We start from the raw sequence: 17,689 nt of genomic DNA on the forward strand, positions 1-17,689 counted from the left end.
ATATGAAAAAAATGGCATTACATTGGAAAATTATTTTAGGAATGGTTTTAGGAGTCCTTGTCGGATTGTTGATGACTACTTTTGATGCAGGACAACAAATTGTTCAAGATTGGATTAAACCTTTCGGGAAAATTTTCATTAACTGTCTTAAAATGATTGCTATTCCTTTAATTTTGGCAGCTTTAATAAAAGGTGTTTCGGATTTAAGAGACATTTCTAAGCTTTCAAAAATGGGCGGAAGAACCATTGGTATTTACATCGTTACTACGGTTATTGCGGTAACTATTGGTTTAGTACTTGTGAACCTTGTCAATCCTGGAAAAGCGATTTCACCAGAAACGCGCACAGAAATGATTGAAAATTACAGTGGTGATACTACAAAATATCAAGAAACTGCAAAATCTCAAAAAGATGCTGGACCATTACAAGCATTGGAAGATTTAGTTCCAGATAATATTTTTTTATCAGCAACCAGCAACAGAAACATGCTACAAATCATATTCTTTGCTATTTTCTTTGGCGTTAGTTTGATATTAATTCCAGAAGAAAAAGGAAAAACAGTCAAGACCTTTTTTGATGGTTTGAATGAAGTGATTCTCAAAATGGTAGATTTAATCATGCTCGCTGCGCCTTATGGTGTATTTGCATTGTTAGCGGCAATTGTAGTAGAATCGCCAAGTGTAGACTTATTCTGGGCATTAGGTTGGTATGCAATAACTGTTGTTACAGGTTTACTAATGATGATTGGTATCTACATGACAATTGTATCTGTTTTCACGAAAAAATCTCCAAAGTTCTTTCTCGACGGAATTTCTCCAGCACAATTATTAGCATTTTCTACAAGTTCAAGCGCGGCAACCTTGCCTGTAACTATGGAACGAGTTACGGAGCATTTAGGAGTTGATGAAGAAGTGTCAAGTTTTGTATTGCCAATTGGTGCTACTATTAATATGGACGGAACAAGTTTGTATCAAGCTGTAGCCGCCGTATTTATTGCACAAGCATTTGGTATGGAACTAGAATTTGGAACACAATTAGGAATTATTGCAACGGCAACATTAGCTTCTATTGGAAGTGCGGCTGTGCCTGGCGCAGGAATGGTAATGTTGGTCGGTGTTTTAGGTTATGCAGGAATTCCAGAAGCAGGATTGGCTTTAATATTCGCAGTTGACAGACCTTTAGATATGTGTAGAACCGTTGTAAATGTAACTGGAGATGCAGCAGTTTCTATGGTTGTTGCTAAATCTGTTGGAAAATTAGGCGATCCGAAACCTAACAATTGGGATGATAATTACGAAGCCGTAAAATAAATTTAGAATCAAAATAACCAACCAAAAAATACAGCTATGAATATCTGTTTTTTAATGTATCCTTGGGAAGAAATTGATCCAGAAAACGATACAAGTCTTGCATTAATTAAAGAATGTGTAAAACGTGGTTATGGAGTTGCTATGTGTTCGCCTTCAAACTTAACAATTCGCGATAGTGTAACAAATGCTTTTTGTAATGTTATTGGACGAATGGAAAAAGTGCCAGCTACACTAAAATCGTTCTATGGAAAAGCCGTTTTGCGTGAAGAAATGCTTCCGTTGGCTGGTTTTGATGTTATATTCATGAGAGCAAATCCGCCGTTAGACCCAATAATGCTTAACTTTTTAGATTCTGTAAAAGACGATGTATTTATTGTAAATTCATTGCGAGGAATGCGCGAAGCAAACAATAAATTATACACAGCAGCTTTTGGAGATGCACACAGTAATATCATTCCAAATACGCATGTATCAAAAAATAAAGATTATTTAGTTCAACAAATAAAGGAATCAAAGTCAGATAAAATGATTCTAAAACCGTTAAATGGTTTTGGAGGTTCAGGCGTTATTCTCATTGAAAAATCGGCGATGAATAACATTAAATCATTGTTAGATTTTTACATTACAAGTGGCGATGGATCTTCTAATTATGTAATTCTTCAAGATTATATAGAAGGCGCCGATCAAGGCGATGTACGCGTTTTATTATTAAATGGCGAACCAATAGGAGCCATGAAACGAATTCCTGGAACTGACGATCATCGTTCCAATGTAAGTGCTGGTGGACGCATCGCAAAACATACCTTAACCAAAGAGGAAAAAGCATTGTGCAAACAAATTGGTCCGAAATTAGTCAATGACGGATTGTATTTTGTTGGAATTGATGTCATTGGCGGAAAATTAGTGGAAGTCAATGTCATGTCGCCAGGCGGAATAACCTACATGAATAAAGTATACAAAGCACGATTGCAAGAAAAAGTAATTGACTTCGTTGAAAGTAAAGTGACCGACAAATTGCAAGCATTTGATAGACGCGTGCGACTTCGTAAAACGGTTGATGAAGCTTAAAAATGAAATTACAAATATCTAACCCAATAATATCCAGAGATTGGTTGCAAGAACAGCTGAATGCAACCAATCTTGTAATTTTAAACGGAACTATTTCGAGAGTTATAGACGCTGAAAAAGAAGCAGAAACACAACAAATTCCAAACGCACGTTTTTTTGACATTAAAAAAGTGTTCAGTAGTACTGATGCGCCTTTTCCGAATACAATGTTGAATGTAGAAACTTTTACAGAAGAAGCACAAAAACTAGGAATCAATAAAGATAGCGCGATTGTTGTCTATGATGAATTAGGAATGTATTCGGCGCCAAGAGTTTGGTTCATATTTAAGGCTATGGGATTTAATACTATAGCAGTTTTAAATGGCGGATTTCCTTCGTGGAAAGATTCAAATTATCCTGTAGAAACTAAAAAACCGTTTCAAGGAAAACGTGGTAATTTTCAAGGAAAAGATCGGTTAAGTTTATTTCGAAATTATACGGAAATGCTTCAAGAAGTTAAAAATACCTCAAGCTTAATTTTAGACGCGCGATCTGAAGCACGATTTACAGGAAAAGTGCCAGAACCAAGAAAAGGCTTGCGAAGTGGACAAATTCCGAACTCAAAAAATCTTCCGTATTCTAAGCTTTTAGAGAATCATCAATTCAAATCAAAAGAAGAAATTAGCGCAATTTTTGAATCGTTTCAACCAAAAGAAACACACTTTATATTTTCTTGCGGCTCAGGAATTACAGCGTGTATTCTGGCGTTAGCAGCCGAATATGCTGGTTTTGAAGATTATGCTGTGTATGACGGTTCGTGGACGGAATGGGGAAGTACATGTTAGAGTTAAAAGTTTAAAGTGAAAAGTTAAAAGTGCGCTGTATTGAGCGAAGTCGAAATAAAAAGTTTGAAAAATATAAATATGAATAGAATTCAAAATATAATTTATAACAACATTTTTTACATTGCGTTGTACTGTTCAATTACATCAATTATATTTTATATTGCTGCTTTATTTTCAAAAACATTGCCTGAGAAATTGTTAGATGTACTGTCTGTTTTTAGTGTATCAACTATAGATTTAACATATTTTCAACTCGATTTTTTTACATTTTCCTATTATATAACTGATACAGGCACTATAACACGATCTGCACTCACACCTTTATTTATCATTCTATTTTTTATCGGAACATTGCTGTATTCAGTAAGTAAAAAGAAAGAACATCGCATATTTAATTTTTGCTTTTCTTTACTATTTATGGCTAGTTTGACAAGTATTATTGATAATACCATTGGATTAATTTTGGGTAGAGAATTCTATTCGTATCCATTATTGGCGTTCTATATTTTTAAATCCATTATTATAGTATTCATAAGTTTTGTCTATTTACAGAAATGTTACCAGCAAAAACAACTCGTTTTATTAGAAGGTGAAGGTGTTAGAGTATTTCTCAACAATAGTGGAGATGTTAGTGTTTTAAAACACGAAAGAGCTTCCAAATGGCAGCGTTTTGTACATTATATCATTGATAGCTTTCTAATTATAATGTTATTTTCAAAATATACTTTTTTTATGCCAAGAGCATTTATGATTGAACTTACAGCTATGTTTGGTGATCGATTTTACGGCTTTATTCTATACTTTATAGCAAGTACAATCTATTATGTATTGTTTGAAACGTTATTTAAAACTACACCTGGAAAGTATTTGATGAACACGAGTGTCATTAACTATAAAGAAGGAAAAATTAGTTTTGGTCAAATTGTTGCCAGAACGCTTTCTAGAAGAATTCCTTTTGAAGCATTTTCGTTTTTTGGTGCTGTAGGATTACACGATAGATTATCAAGCACAACAGTTGCAAAACAACAATCGGATAAAACGTATGAAAATGGTGCAAAATTTATTTTAGCATTGTTTGGATTATTTGTATTACTTATTGCTATTATGAATTTTTCAAATATTTTTTAAGAAATTGAGATGATGAAGACTATAGAGAATACACATTCAGAAAAACTAGAAAAAGCCGAAATTGATATAATAAGCGCTGAACTTCTTGCCGTTCATGTTACACTTGAAAAACTAAAACTTGCACGAAAAAGTATATTGCGAGATGCATTAATTTTAGGAGTAATTGCAATTATTCTGATGTTAGTTGGTGCATATGGAAGTATAGCTCGTTGGACTAATTTTCCTATATTTCCTGCTACTATTTTTGCAGGCGGAATTTTGTTAGCGATTGCTTTTAGACCTTTGCAACAGTATAAAAATGAATTGGCTTCTGCCGAAGAAACCCGAAATGAATTGCAAACTATCCTAAAAAACAATCATTTAGACTATAAAGTTGACGTTCGTGTCACAAGAGATTCAGAAGGCGAATATGTAATTAAGAAAAGCATCAAACTAGTTACGATTAAATAATATTTAACATGGAAATTTCAAGACATTGCAGCTTTTGTGAACACAAAGAATTTGATTTTTCAACAGGAAATTTCTGTGGACTCACAAAGAAGAAAGCAGATTTTTCACGAAAGTGCCCAAAAATTACATTTGGCAATAATGCAAAAGAGGAGATAGCGAGAATAAATTTAGAATATCAAGCATTGAAAGAGCAAAAAACGGCAGTAATTAGTCATTTAATCTTGTATATACTTATTGGTTTGGCGTTGATTGTCATAGATATTTTTGCCACTATTGCAATTTTTGAAGCAGGTTGGATTACGACGTATACACTTGTAGGATTTGCGATTGGCATGTCTGTAATTGGTTATGCGTTTACGCCTTATATAAAATATACAAACGCAAATAGTGTGGTTACCTCTGAAAAAAAACGCATGGATGATCTTTTACAATTGTATGATTATGGATATGAAATTAATTTTGAAGATGAAAATTATCAAACAGCAGTCACGTTTCATAGATCAAAAGTAAAATTACGATAATATAAGTACGAATACGCATGGAAAAATTAACCATTAAACAAATTATCACAAAAATTCAACAAGAAGAACTGTTTGAAGCAGTTTCAGTTGATTATTCTTTTACGATAAAAATTGACGCATATGTTCCGTATGCATGTGGCGCAGTACACGACGGACATCAGTTTAGACGGGAACTTTGGGAGAATTGTTTGCATTCAGAATACGATCGATGGTTTGAAGAAGATCCGGCAACAAAAGAAATGATTCAAACACATCCAATTGTGATTGCAGGAATGAATTCTCGCTTTGAATACGACTTAAATCGTGCGCCAGAAACCGCCATTTATGAAGATGCTTGGGGAAAGCAATTGTGGAAAAAGCCACTTTCAGAAACCATGAAGCAGAAAAGCTTGAACAAGCATGCAAATTTTTACAAAGTTGTACACGCATTGATTGAAAAGTTAGAGGAAAAGTTTGGCGTTTGCGTCATATACGATATGCATTCCTATAACTGGAAACGTTGGGAACGCGAAGTGCCAACGTTTAATTTCGGAACTACAAATATTAATAATGCACGTTTTGGAGAAATTATTGAAGAATGGCGAAAAATGCTATCGGAAATCAACTTGCCAAACGGAATTGTTTCTACGTCAAAAATTAACGATACATTTCAAGGAAATGGCTATTTTTTGAAGTTCATTACGCAGCATTTTAGCAATACTTTAGTTTTGGCAACCGAAGTAAAAAAGATATATTGCGACGAAATTAATCAGGTTATGTTTCCTGAAGTTGTTTCGGCTCTAGAAAAGGCGTTAAAGACACTAATTCCGAAGCATTCAGGCAAATTTTATATAGAACATAAACACGAAGAATAGTACGAATGAAAGATAGTAATGTAGCGAGCAAAGTGCTTTTTGAAATTGATACAAACATCAACGATATTGTAAAGAAAATCGAATTGTTGAGTTATGTGAATCCTATAAATATTGAGGAAGAAAAGGCGAAATTCTTTCAATCTAAATACTTAGCAGATCCAAAATTTCAATATCCTGAGATGGATTTTGATCGTTTTCAGTTGCACAGACAATTGATTTCGCAGCCTATTGAACTTATTGAAAACGAGTCTACTAGAGAATTGTATGAAGATACTATTTATGCGTATTCTGGCTTGATTCAGTGTATTCAAACCATTGGAACAAAACGTAAATTTTATTATAATAGTTTGCGTTCTTTTGGTACGCCGACAGAGCAAGATGTGGAAAACGCAAATTTTATTCTTCACTTTGAAGAAGAAAAAGATAGCGACGAACAGTTTCAACCAAAGTATTCTCCAAAAGAAACCGAAGCACTTTTTCGTGCATATTCTAAACAATACGATTTTTCATATCATATTAAGTTTTCTAAAGATATGAGTGCGATTGCAATGGTTTTGAATAATATTAAAACGCTTGTTATTAGTGAAAAACATACATTTTCGGACAATGAAATTGCAGTGTTAACCAATCATGAAATTGGCGTACATATGGTGACAACGATGAACGGATTGTTGCATCCGCTGAAAATATTTTCAAATGGATTTCCAAATTATGAGGAAACTCAAGAAGGTTTGGCGGTTTTTTCGGAATATATGAGTAACAATTTAACTGTAAAACGTTTGAAAGAACTCGCATATCGTGTCATTGCTGTTGACAGTTTGGCAAAAGGACATTCATTTTCTACTACATTCCGAAAGTTTGTAAATACCTACGATTTAGACAGAGAAACAGCGTTCAATATTTCGGTTCGTGCGCATCGTGGCGGCGGATTTACTAAAGATTATTTGTATTTATCTGGATTGAAAAAAGTATATAATTACTACAAATCTGGAAAAGATATGAATGTGTTGCTGCGTGGAAAAATTTCGTTAGATTATTTAGAAACTATAGAGTCGTTGGCAAAAAACGGTTGCGCTTTGGATTCTAAATATATTACAGATTCGTACAAAGAGAATAAAAACACCAATAAAACCGTTGATTTTATCTTGGAGAATTTGAAGTAAGAAAGCGAACCGAAGTTCACTTTAAATTTAATTTTCAGTAACAATATAAAGACAATTCATACGTATATGTGTATGAAGATTGTCTATATTGTTAATCTCTTATTTTAAAACCTTACCATGTTAAATTTTACGCAGTATTGCTATTCCCCATTTTTCAAAATTTTCATTCTCCTATTTTATTTTAGCACGATTTCAAGTGCGTTTTCTCAAACAGATTCGTTGGCTACGAAGTCGTATGATGAACTTGTTGGTTTGTATTCAAGCAAAATAGGGAAAAATCCAGAAATTGCGATTGTGTATATGCAAAAAGCACATCAATTAGCAAAACAGAAAAATGACACTAAAAATATTGCTAAAACACTTTATGGGATAGCTTTTTGTAATTTCTATTTAACTAATAATTCTAAGGCATTACAGGATGTAGAAATGGCGATTGAAATTTTATCAACACAAGAGACAAAAAATAGTGCGCTACTTTCTCATTGTTATAATTTAAGAGGAATGGTGTTTTCTGATATTCGAGAAGATTCAAAAGCACTTGATTCATATTTGAAAGCTAAACAGTATTCTAAAAATTTAATAAATAAAATCAAGATTTCTACAAATATTGCTTTCATCAAAAAAATGCACAAAGATTATAAAGAAGCAATTAGAATTTTTAAAGAAAACCTGTTAATCGTAGAAGAATCAACAATAATTGAAGAAACAAAACGTAGATATGAAGTTTCTATCTTAGCAAATATTACGGAGACTTATTTGATAATGAATGAGGCGACTTCGGGTAATTTTACTAAAGAAGCTCGGTATTATAATGACTTAGCTTTACAAAAGTACTCAAAAAATGAAGATACAGTTTTATATTATTTTTTATTAATAAATGAAATGATGATTCTTTTTGAAGAAGGTGCGTACGATAAGAGTATTGAGTTGGCACAAGAAATAGTAGATTATGTATTAGAAAATAACGATGAAAATTCGTTATGCATGGCATACTTTTATATAGGTAAAAATTATGCGAAGCTTAAAGAATATAATAGAGCTATTCTCTTTTTTGAAAAAGCGAATGGTATAATTCAGAATTCTCAAAGAAAATATCCTATTGAAAAATTACTTAATAAAGAGTTGGCTTTATCCTATACGGCTATCGGAAAGATAGAAAAAGGGCAAGAATATTTCGATAAGTATATAACATTGGTAGAAGCAGAAAGTTTAGATGATGTTAAGGTGTTAAACGCAGTATATGCTAAAAATGATATTCCTGAACTAAGAGCAGAATTAGATCGTTTAAAAGAAATTATACTTTCAGAGAGAAAGAAAAAACAACAATTATATCTCATTGCATTTGCGCTAGTACTTGTGTTAATTATCAGTTTTATTTGGTATCGTAAAAAAGTAAAAAAAATTAAACAGCGTATCACAGAAGTGTTACAAAAAGTTAGTGAACTTGAAAGAGTAGAAGCAGAAGAAAAAAATAAAGTTTCTATAATTTCCGAAAAGGTAACTGATGAAAAAGCTGCATTGCTGTTAGAAAAACTGGAAGAATTTGAAGATAAAAGAGAATATTTATCACTAGATTGTAGTTTGAGCTTTGTTGCTGAAAAATTGGAATCTAACACTTCGTATGTTTCTAATTTGATTAATAATTACAAAAACAAAACTTTCAAATCATATATCACCGAATTGCGAATTAATACTGCATTAATTCGATTAAAAAACGACGGAAAGTTACGTTCGTATACAATAAAAGCCATTGCAGAAGAGTTCGGTTTTAAACGCCAAGAAACATTCTCTAAAGCATTCAAATCACAAACAGGAATTTATCCATCACAATACTTGAAAAAACTACGTGAAGACCTAGAAGTTAATTGATAGTTCATAAACCATCAATCCTTAAGCTTTGTAAACACTAGGTTTTAATGTTACTTTGTCAGTATAACATTAAAACAAATTATAGATATGAAAAAAAGAAAATTCAAATTATTAGAACTCAAAAAGCATAAAATTTCTAATCTGAATAGTTTAAATAGCAAAGGTGGAGATTATGGAAATGGAGAAACTGCAACTGTAGGAACGGACACTGTACCATATTTACCTACAATAATTAATTGTCCTGAAACTGTTACATGTGACACAAATGACGGAGGAACTTGTCAGACAACAAGAACTTTAGCAGATAATACTTTTAATGAAACTTGTGATTGTGATGGTATGGTTACTGGCGCAAACTGTTAAATCATTTGGAGCATATAAAAAAAGCCTTAATCATTTCTATGATTAGGGCTTTTTTTATTGAAAATTAACTTATCGCTTTAGCGTAAAATGTCCTTTGTAAGTTTGATTGTTACTTGGTCTTTCTACCATAAACCAATAATCGGATGAAGGTACTTTTCTTCCATTGTACATTCCGTCCCAACCTTCAGATTCAGGTTTTAGAATTTTTAGTAATTTTCCAAATCTATTGAATATATAAATTCGCAAATCGAGTTCGTATTCCGAAGAAATTATTTGCCAATAATCATTGTAGCCATCGTTGTTTGGTGTAAAAAAGTTTGGATAAAATAATAAGCTTATCTCTTTACCAACAACGCCACAACCATTTTTATCGCGTACATAAACGATGAGATTTCCAGCTTCTAAGTTTGTGAAAATTGGACTGTCTTGATAATTGAATCCATCAACTGAATATTCATAATCGCCAATTCCTTCCGCAATGATTTCTATTTGATTGTTATTTAGTGTCCAATCTTGAATTTCAATAGCTGTAATCACAGCTTCATCAGATTCTATCACGCGTATTGTTTGCGTGTTACTACAACTTACCGCTGGAGATGATGCGTAATTTGTTGTAATTAGTACCGTGTAAATTCCGGCTTCGGTTACCGTAATTGAGGTTGAAGTTTCTCCTGTATTCCATAAATATTCGTCAAATCCTGCGTCAGCACTAATAGTTACAGATTCATTTGAACATAGATACATAATAATCTCGTCCGTATTTACATTTGGCACTTCTTTTACTTCAATGAAAAAAGAAGTTGTATCGAAACAATTGGTTGCATCATCATTTTCAATACGCACAAATATTTCTTGCGGATTTGTCTCATTACTGAATGAAGCAGCAATTTGGTTTGTGTCCGCATCTGCATCTACTTGTGATGTGTAATATTTGATTGTAAAATTGCCCGTTTGAGAACCTGAAATAAAATCATTTTGAACATTGAGATTGAATAATTCAAATCCGTCATTGCTGACATCATCACAAACAATTAAATCGTTTACTGAATTTGCTGTGTATTGAGTTTGTAGTTGTATTAGAAATTCAGTTACATTAAAACAAGTTGTATTTTGACTATTTTCTTTACGAGCAAATATGGATTGCATAGGATTTTGCAGTAAATAATTATACGGCAATCTATTGGCGTCATTTTCCGCATCCGTCAGCGTTTCATAATAATATACATCAAAGCCTGAAGCATCTTGTGTTCCTAAAACGTTGCTGTTTTGTTGTGCTAAGTTTACAAACTCTTGGTTATCGTTTAAATTATCACAAACAGATACATCATCAATAGTTTCAGCAGTTGGCGCAGTATTTATAATAATCATAAAACTACTAACGGCATAACAATCTGGATTGTTGACGTTGAATACCTTGACAAATATTTCTTGCATATTAGAAGTACTTGTATACATTATTGGAAGCAAATTCGTTTCATTTATCGCATCATCCATTGTTGCATAATAACTAACATCAAAACTACTTCCAGCAGGTTGTCCAAGCAATGCTTCTGCATTTTTAGTGCTTAGGTCAACCGTTTCAATTCCATTATTAGAAACATCATCACAGACAATAATATCCGTAATTGTATTTTCAACGGGAACTGCATAAATGGTAATTTCTCGTGTACGCGTTATGGTTTCTGACAAAGAACTTACAATTACAACTATTGAATAATCACCTGGAGCAGCATACGTATGCGAAGGATTTTCTTGTGTAGATGTGTTTCCGTCGCCAAAATCCCAAAGAATGGAAACAATTGCTTCATTAGAATTGACTGTAAATTCAGTTGCATCTCCAAAACAAGTTCCTGTCGTTTGTATTCCTACATTAAAGAACGATTGTATAAATGGTGGTAATCCTTGTTTGCACATCTGTCCATTTAAATCAACGCCTTGATTTACGTAATTACAGGCAACGCCATCAGCTTCAGGATTGTTTATTACACCAACATAAGTTCTATCAGAACGCGCATAATAAATTTTTCCATCTGTGGCTAATTGCAATGCTCCACGTTCTTGACTTTCAACGTGAATTTGCGCTCTTGAGTTTGGAACATCTGCAGCTGTTAAGTTGTACTGAAATAAATATGCAGTACTAGTAGATACTGAACCAGAAGAAACATATAATTTTTCTGAGTTGGCTGAAAATTCAGCACAATACGGAGAATTAATAGTTGGCAATTGCTCTTGTTCAGGGCTAACTATTCCTGTTAAATTATCAAATCTGTGTAAACAGACATGATTTAGATTTTGATTACAATTCACCACGTTTTGTGAGTCAGGTGAAATTTTCAAATAGCCTCTTCCGTCTGAACTCGCACAATTTGGATACGTAGAAGTAACTGAATTTGTGTCAATTCCGGTAGTTGTTACTCTGAATGAATGATATGTGGTAAAGTTACTTTCGTTTCCTGTTTGTCCGGCATATGAGATCACCCAAAACCCATCTCCATCATCACTGATGGCAGCTATTTTTTCTGCACTTCGCTGTAATAATAAGATGTTTTTTTGTCCAGCAACAATATCGCCTGTTCCACCATTTAAGGTAAGATCAACAATACTATAATACAAACCACCTTGACTAAAATTATCATCTACACAGAAAACATAATATTTATCAGGATCATTCGGATACGGAACAATAATACCAGATTGTGAACTAGATGGATCTCCTTGCAATCCAGTTCCGTTTGGCATAATATTGTGATTTACGTCCCAAACCGTTATTCCGTCCGTATAAAATAGTAGTTGTCCAGCAGCGTTTGAGATGGTTGCACAACCTTCTAAAGTGTCAATTTGACCATCTGTAATAGCGACAGGAGTTCCGCTGTTAAAGTCCAAACCAGCATTTTCTCCAAAGTACCAAATATTGGCTTCTCCTTGTGAAAAGGAATATGAAATATTGAATACAATAAAGAGTAAGAGTATAATTTTATGCTTCATGCTGCTAAAATAAAAAATGAATTGTGTCGGTTTGTATTAAAAGATTTTAGAATGGAGGAATGTAAATTTAATTATTTTTTATGGAAATTCCTTTTCATTCAACGCTAACTTTGTAAGAAATTATAAAACAAGTATAGAATCAGAAAGATTTCCTATCTTAAAGCTTTTTAAAAACCACAACTATTCATGTCATATTGGGCAATTGGAATTATCATTTTTATCTTCATTTATATTCTAGCGAATGTAGCTTTATACTTTTTACAAGAACGTTTTATTTTTAAGGCAGAAAAGTTACCGAGCGATTTTAAGTTTGATTATGGAAATCAAATTTTTGATGAATATAATATTGAAGTCGATGCTGGCGTGAATATTAATGGAATTCATTTTAAAGTTCGAAATCCGAAAGGTGTCGTTTTATATTTGAAAGGAAACTCAAGAAGTATTAAAGGTTGGGGAAAGTTCGCTGTCGATTTTACTCGCCACGGTTTTGATGTTTTAATGGTAGATTATCGCGGGTATGGAAAAAGTACTGGAAAGCGTACGGAAGCTGGTATTAAAAAGGATTTGCAACATGTGTATGATCGTTTGAAAGAACAAGTAAGCGAAGAATTTATCACACTGTACGGAAGATCATTAGGTTCAGGTTTTGCCACCAAATTGGCTTCTAGTAATAATCCACGATTGCTAATATTAGATGCGCCGTATTACAGCGTAAAACATATTACAAAGCGTTTTTTGCCAATTATGCCAATGTCGTTAATATTACGATTTCCTGTAAAAACGTATCGTTGGATTGAATATGTAAAGTGTCCAATTAAAATTATACATGGAACAAGTGACAAGTTAATTCCGTTTAAAACGAGCGTTAAGTTGTCTAAAATTAATCCAAAATGGGCGCGTTTGTATCCAATAATTGATGGCGGACATAATAATTTGCACACATTTCCGCAATATCATCGGTATTTAGAAGAGATATTGCATTCAGAATTGCCAAAAGAAATTGATCCAAATACCTCAAGTTTAAACTTTAGAAGAAAAAAAGCATAGATGAAGTATCTAAAAAGAATAGGTATTGTTATCATTGCACTATATTTAGTCATTATATTCATGCTACTCAGTTTTCAAGAACAACTTATATTTCGCAGTGAAACTTTACCACAAGATCACGTTTTTACATCGTCAGTTCCATTTGAAGAGCTTTATTTAAAAGCTTCGGGTGATGCTATTTTACACGGATTGCATTATAAACTAGACAATCCGAATGGTGTAATTATATATTTTCATGGAAATGCACAAACGTTGGAATATTGGGGAAAATGGGCAGAAAAATTATCACAACAATACAATTATGACGTCGTTGTTATGGATTATCGTGGGTACGGGAAAAGTACAGGAAAACGCAGTCACAAAGCAATGTTAGGCGATGGTTTGTTGTTTTATGACTATTGCAAAACGAAATTTTCTGAAGCTGAAATTACCATATTTGGTCGCTCACTTGGTGGCGCATTTGCAACGCATGTAGCGAAAAAAAGTTCAGCAAAACTTTTATTGTTGGAATCTACCTTTACAAGTGTCACAGCTATTGCCAACAAGCGTTTTTGGTTTTTACCAATTGGATGGTTGCTGCAATATCCTTTTCAAAATGATCAAAATATTGCTCAAATTACGTTGCCAACCTATATTATTCACGGAACAAATGATGTCATCATTCCTTATAAACACGGGCAAAAACTCTACGAGAAGTCGGGTAGTAATACTAAAAAATTCTACACTATCAAAGATGGATTTCACAATAACTTAATCAGTCACCCTACATACTTTGAAGCGCTGGATGAGATTTTAAATACTAAATACTAAACGTAAAATTTTAAATGTAAAAGTATTTTTGAACCAGTAACAAATAACAAGTAACTAGAAATCAGCAACTAGAAACCAGCAGCTAACAATCAGCAACTAGCTATCTTAAATTAGGTGCCAAAAAAATTGCAACTTTTATTTTTATACTAATTAAAAATTATTAATTTAACGTTCAAAATATAACTACCTATGTATACGTTAACTTATGAGTCTACCGCAGTTGGGAAACCATCAGTGGAAGATATGGAGCATCTTATGGAAAAGGCGCGTGCTAATAACGCTGTATATGGTATTACAGGGTGTTTGGTATACTATAATGGTGGGTTTATTCAAATTATAGAAGGTGAAAAAGATGATATTTTAACACTTTTTGAAAGAATTAAATTAGATCCAAGACATACGGACGTGCATCTTTTTTCAGATAATAATATTACTGAGCGTACTTTTAACGGTTGGGGAATGCCTTATTTTGTTTCTAATGAAAACACCACGAGTAGATTTGAAATAGAGCAGTTCAAAAATAATATTTCGTTACTATCCGATTTATCAGAAAAAACCAATACTACTGTACTTTTGTTTTGGAGAAGAATTAAATTACTGCTAAATAATCCTGCAGAAGAAGTTTATATCTAGTTAATTCAGAAAGTTTAACTTCAATAAAGCATCAATTGTTACTCATATCAATTTTTCATTAACTGTAATGAATCAGAAAATGGACTTATTGAGTTTTATTCATGACATTTACTTTATTTAATTATCATTAGAAAATAAAAGCGATATTCAACGGAGAGAATTTATACAGTATGAAAACAAAACCAACTTTAATTTGCATTCCAGATATTAGCGGTTTCACAGAGTTTATGAGTTCTACAGATATAGAATTGAGCGCACAGGTAATACCGTCGCTTTTAAATAAAGTTATTTATTCTAATGTTATAGGATTGAAAGTATCTGAAATTGAAGGAGATGCAATTTTGTTTTATAAAACAGGAGAATTGCCAACATTTGAAAAGTTAATAGAACAATGCAGATTGTTTTATACGGAGTTTTACAAACAGTTAAAACTGCTTCACGCTCAATTTAAACATCACGATGATATCGTAGATATTCCAAAAGTTTTAGGATTAAAAATTGTTGTACACTTTGGTGAGCAAATTAGTGCTGTTCCTATTGGAAAAAATATAAAACTCATGGGAGAAGATGTAATTATAGCACATAGACTTCTGAAAAATAAAGTTCCGTTTGATGAATATATATTATTATCTGAAAATATTTTAGATCAATATAAAGACCAAAATATTGAAAGTAATTTTGGTTGGGGAAAGTTACATGGAAAGGATACTTCTTATAAACACATTGGAAATGTAAGTTATAATTACATTGATTTGACTCCGTTAGTAGATTAGCGTGAGTTTGATGAAACAACTATTGAAATTGAAATATACAGGTTCATTACATGCTTATTAATGTAATGTTACAGAAACAAATTACAAACTTTAAATACATAAAATGGCAAAGAATCCGATACAATATAGTACAGAAAAGCTTGAAAAATTCAAAACGATTATAGAAGATGAATTAAAAACTACGAATGAAGAACTTGCCAGATTTCAAAAAGATCGAGATGATCAAAAAGAACGCTTAGCGCATACCAACGTTGACTTTAATCAAAGTAGTAAACACTTTCAGCAACAAGCAAAAAACAAACAATTGATCAGTCGTCTTCAACGTAAATCAAGAGAATTGAAAGCTGCTTTAACTCGAATTGAGAATAAAACGTATGGCATTTGCGATAGAACTGGTGAACTTATTAGAGAAGAAAGATTGATGGCTCGACCTATTTCACGATTTGATATTCTACGAAAATAATTCAAATTTGAACTAAAATAATAAATCGTTTTGCTATCTATTTACTGGTGAATTCATGTCAAATAGAAAACAATTATGTAGTTAGAGGCTTAACTTTAATTTCTTTTTATATGCAATTGCTGCTGAAGTGTATCCGCCTTCGGTTCCATCTACAAAATGAATGTGATTTTCTTTCCGATCTTGCACATAACAAGACATTATGGACGAATGCGTAATGTGTATTCCATATGTTATTACACGTTGAGATTCTAGGTTGTCTAAGAAAATTTGAAATTTACTTATTTGTTTGCTATTTCCAGAAATCACCGTATTAATAGCGCCATCTAGCATAATAGTGTCGCTTAGTTGTGTTACACTATGTAAATATCGTTTGCCTTCAGGAAAAAATTTAAAATAATATTTCCCAAAAAGAGTAATCAGCCAATTATTAATTAGGTATTTACTATCATACTTGCCAATTTTGGTCATCATTTCCTTTCGGATCTTTTCAATAGAAGTATTCAGTTTCAGTCTAAATGCGGTAATTGGTCGTCGCGCGTCAAGATCACCAAAAAGATAATTTATTTCATCCATTATACTTTTAAATACTTGCGCTTGTTTGGTTTCATCGCTGCAACTTACTAGCAAACAGACTACTTTGTCATCTGTGCCATTAGGCAAAATCTCGTCCCATCTACATTCCATTCCTGTTAAATCAATGGTATTGTCGCTTTCTTCGTTAATATCCGATGGTTTGAAGTTCGCTTTAATTTGTGCTTCCGCGAATTTTAATCCGTTGCCTAAAATAATAGGTGTTGTTAAATATTTATTGTGTCTCAATTTTGCAATACGAGCCGTCACTTTATTTTTGTAAACTTCTTCAAGAATAACGCTTCCAACTCTTAAATTCAATTCTAAGGTTTTTTTAATGTGTCGACTATACGTGTTTAAGGCTGAAATAACTTGGGAAATTATAGCGTCTGGAATAATAAAAGTAGCGCCATCTCCACCAAAAAAGTAAGGAACTTTAATAGAAGTGTCAATTGTTTTAATTTCGTTTAAAACCGTTATAATACTTCCCGTGGCTACAAGATTGATGTCGTTGTGTTTACCGTTTGCCACAGCCTGACTTGAACCTTCAATATCTGTAACTACAATGTGCCAATTTTTAGGGATTCCTATAAAGAGACTTTCATCCTTGAGTAAATCTCTCAAAGGAATAAAATGTTTCGGAAGATCTGCATAAAACTCTATAAAATCTTTCATATGAATTAATAATAATGGTAAAGCAAAATTAAACTATAAACCTTTAGAAAATGTGCTCATTTGATTTAAATTCAATAGTATCCAATAAAAGATGTAAGATCGCTTACTTCGACTTCGCTCAGCATAAGACGCTTTTAGAGTCAAGAATAAAGACTTTATACTAACTATTTGATAAACAGTAGT

17 protein-coding genes are annotated in these 17,689 nt (G+C 32.6%); 15 read left to right on the forward strand and 2 right to left on the reverse strand.

Features of this window, described 5'->3' with window-relative positions; genetic code table 11:
• Positions 1-2: 2 nt before the first annotated feature.
• From IMCC3317_RS01495 to IMCC3317_RS01540, 10 genes are all read left to right on the forward strand, one after another.
• Positions 3-1,310: a dicarboxylate/amino acid:cation symporter gene (locus IMCC3317_RS01495; protein ID WP_160127740.1), complete on the forward strand. Its 1,308-nt coding sequence runs from the start codon at positions 3-5 to the stop codon at positions 1,308-1,310.
• 36 nt (positions 1,311-1,346) lie between these two features.
• Positions 1,347-2,378, forward strand: a complete 1,032-nt coding sequence (gene gshB / locus IMCC3317_RS01500; protein WP_160127741.1) for a glutathione synthase — start codon at positions 1,347-1,349, stop codon at positions 2,376-2,378.
• A gap of 2 nt (positions 2,379-2,380) precedes the next feature.
• The gene (locus tag IMCC3317_RS01505; RefSeq protein ID WP_160127742.1) at positions 2,381-3,202 is read left to right on the forward strand and encodes a sulfurtransferase; all 822 of its coding nucleotides are present in this window, start codon (positions 2,381-2,383) and stop codon (positions 3,200-3,202) included.
• Positions 3,203-3,280: 78 nt separating this feature from the next.
• The gene (locus tag IMCC3317_RS01510; RefSeq protein ID WP_160127743.1) at positions 3,281-4,330 is read left to right on the forward strand and encodes an RDD family protein; all 1,050 of its coding nucleotides are present in this window, start codon (positions 3,281-3,283) and stop codon (positions 4,328-4,330) included.
• A 9-nt stretch (positions 4,331-4,339) separates the two neighbouring features.
• Entirely contained in the window at positions 4,340-4,780 is a 441-nt protein-coding gene (locus IMCC3317_RS01515; protein ID WP_160127744.1) for a hypothetical protein, read from the forward strand.
• Positions 4,781-4,788: 8 nt separating this feature from the next.
• On the forward strand, positions 4,789-5,301 hold the full coding sequence (locus IMCC3317_RS01520) for a hypothetical protein (protein ID WP_160127745.1): 513 nt from the start codon (positions 4,789-4,791) through the stop codon (positions 5,299-5,301).
• Positions 5,302-5,318: 17 nt separating this feature from the next.
• Positions 5,319-6,155 (forward strand): N-formylglutamate amidohydrolase, encoded by an 837-nt coding sequence (locus IMCC3317_RS01525; protein ID WP_160127746.1) that lies wholly within the window; start codon positions 5,319-5,321, stop codon positions 6,153-6,155.
• Positions 6,156-6,160: 5 nt separating this feature from the next.
• Positions 6,161-7,318: a flavohemoglobin expression-modulating QEGLA motif protein gene (locus tag IMCC3317_RS01530; protein ID WP_160127747.1), complete on the forward strand. Its 1,158-nt coding sequence runs from the start codon at positions 6,161-6,163 to the stop codon at positions 7,316-7,318.
• A 117-nt stretch (positions 7,319-7,435) separates the two neighbouring features.
• Entirely contained in the window at positions 7,436-9,187 is a 1,752-nt protein-coding gene (locus IMCC3317_RS01535; protein WP_160127748.1) for a helix-turn-helix domain-containing protein, read from the forward strand.
• Between the two features lie 87 nt (positions 9,188-9,274).
• On the forward strand, positions 9,275-9,550 hold the full coding sequence (locus tag IMCC3317_RS01540) for a hypothetical protein (RefSeq protein ID WP_160127749.1): 276 nt from the start codon (positions 9,275-9,277) through the stop codon (positions 9,548-9,550).
• A 69-nt stretch (positions 9,551-9,619) separates the two neighbouring features.
• Here IMCC3317_RS01540 and IMCC3317_RS01545 read toward each other — a convergent pair whose 3' ends face one another.
• Complete coding sequence (locus IMCC3317_RS01545; RefSeq protein WP_160127750.1) at positions 9,620-12,535, reverse strand: T9SS type B sorting domain-containing protein; 2,916 nt, start codon at positions 12,533-12,535, stop codon at positions 9,620-9,622.
• Positions 12,536-12,721: 186 nt separating this feature from the next.
• On the opposite strand from IMCC3317_RS01545, the gene IMCC3317_RS01550 reads away from it, so the two are divergent.
• The 5 genes from IMCC3317_RS01550 to IMCC3317_RS01570 all read left to right on the forward strand — a co-directional run bounded on the left by IMCC3317_RS01550 (position 12,722) and on the right by IMCC3317_RS01570 (position 16,261).
• A complete protein-coding gene (locus IMCC3317_RS01550) occupies positions 12,722-13,582 on the forward strand; it encodes an alpha/beta hydrolase (RefSeq protein WP_160127751.1) in 861 nt (286 codons plus the stop codon).
• On the forward strand, positions 13,583-14,392 hold the full coding sequence (locus IMCC3317_RS01555; RefSeq protein ID WP_160127752.1) for an alpha/beta hydrolase: 810 nt from the start codon (positions 13,583-13,585) through the stop codon (positions 14,390-14,392).
• A 189-nt stretch (positions 14,393-14,581) separates the two neighbouring features.
• A complete protein-coding gene (locus IMCC3317_RS01560; protein ID WP_160127753.1) occupies positions 14,582-15,025 on the forward strand; it encodes a BLUF domain-containing protein in 444 nt (147 codons plus the stop codon).
• A 170-nt stretch (positions 15,026-15,195) separates the two neighbouring features.
• Positions 15,196-15,798 (forward strand): DUF2652 domain-containing protein, encoded by a 603-nt coding sequence (locus IMCC3317_RS01565; protein ID WP_160127754.1) that lies wholly within the window; start codon positions 15,196-15,198, stop codon positions 15,796-15,798.
• 103 nt (positions 15,799-15,901) lie between these two features.
• Positions 15,902-16,261, forward strand: coding sequence for a TraR/DksA family transcriptional regulator (locus IMCC3317_RS01570; protein WP_160127755.1), 360 nt, complete (start codon positions 15,902-15,904; stop codon positions 16,259-16,261).
• An 81-nt stretch (positions 16,262-16,342) separates the two neighbouring features.
• Here the strand turns inward: IMCC3317_RS01570 and IMCC3317_RS01575 are convergent, their stop codons facing one another.
• Positions 16,343-17,506: a DUF3095 domain-containing protein gene (locus IMCC3317_RS01575; RefSeq protein WP_160127756.1), complete on the reverse strand. Its 1,164-nt coding sequence runs from the start codon at positions 17,504-17,506 to the stop codon at positions 16,343-16,345.
• Positions 17,507-17,689 lie beyond the last annotated feature (183 nt).

Origin of the sequence: Kordia antarctica (assembly GCF_009901525.1) — a bacterium.
GTDB lineage: Bacteria > Bacteroidota > Bacteroidia > Flavobacteriales > Flavobacteriaceae > Kordia > Kordia antarctica.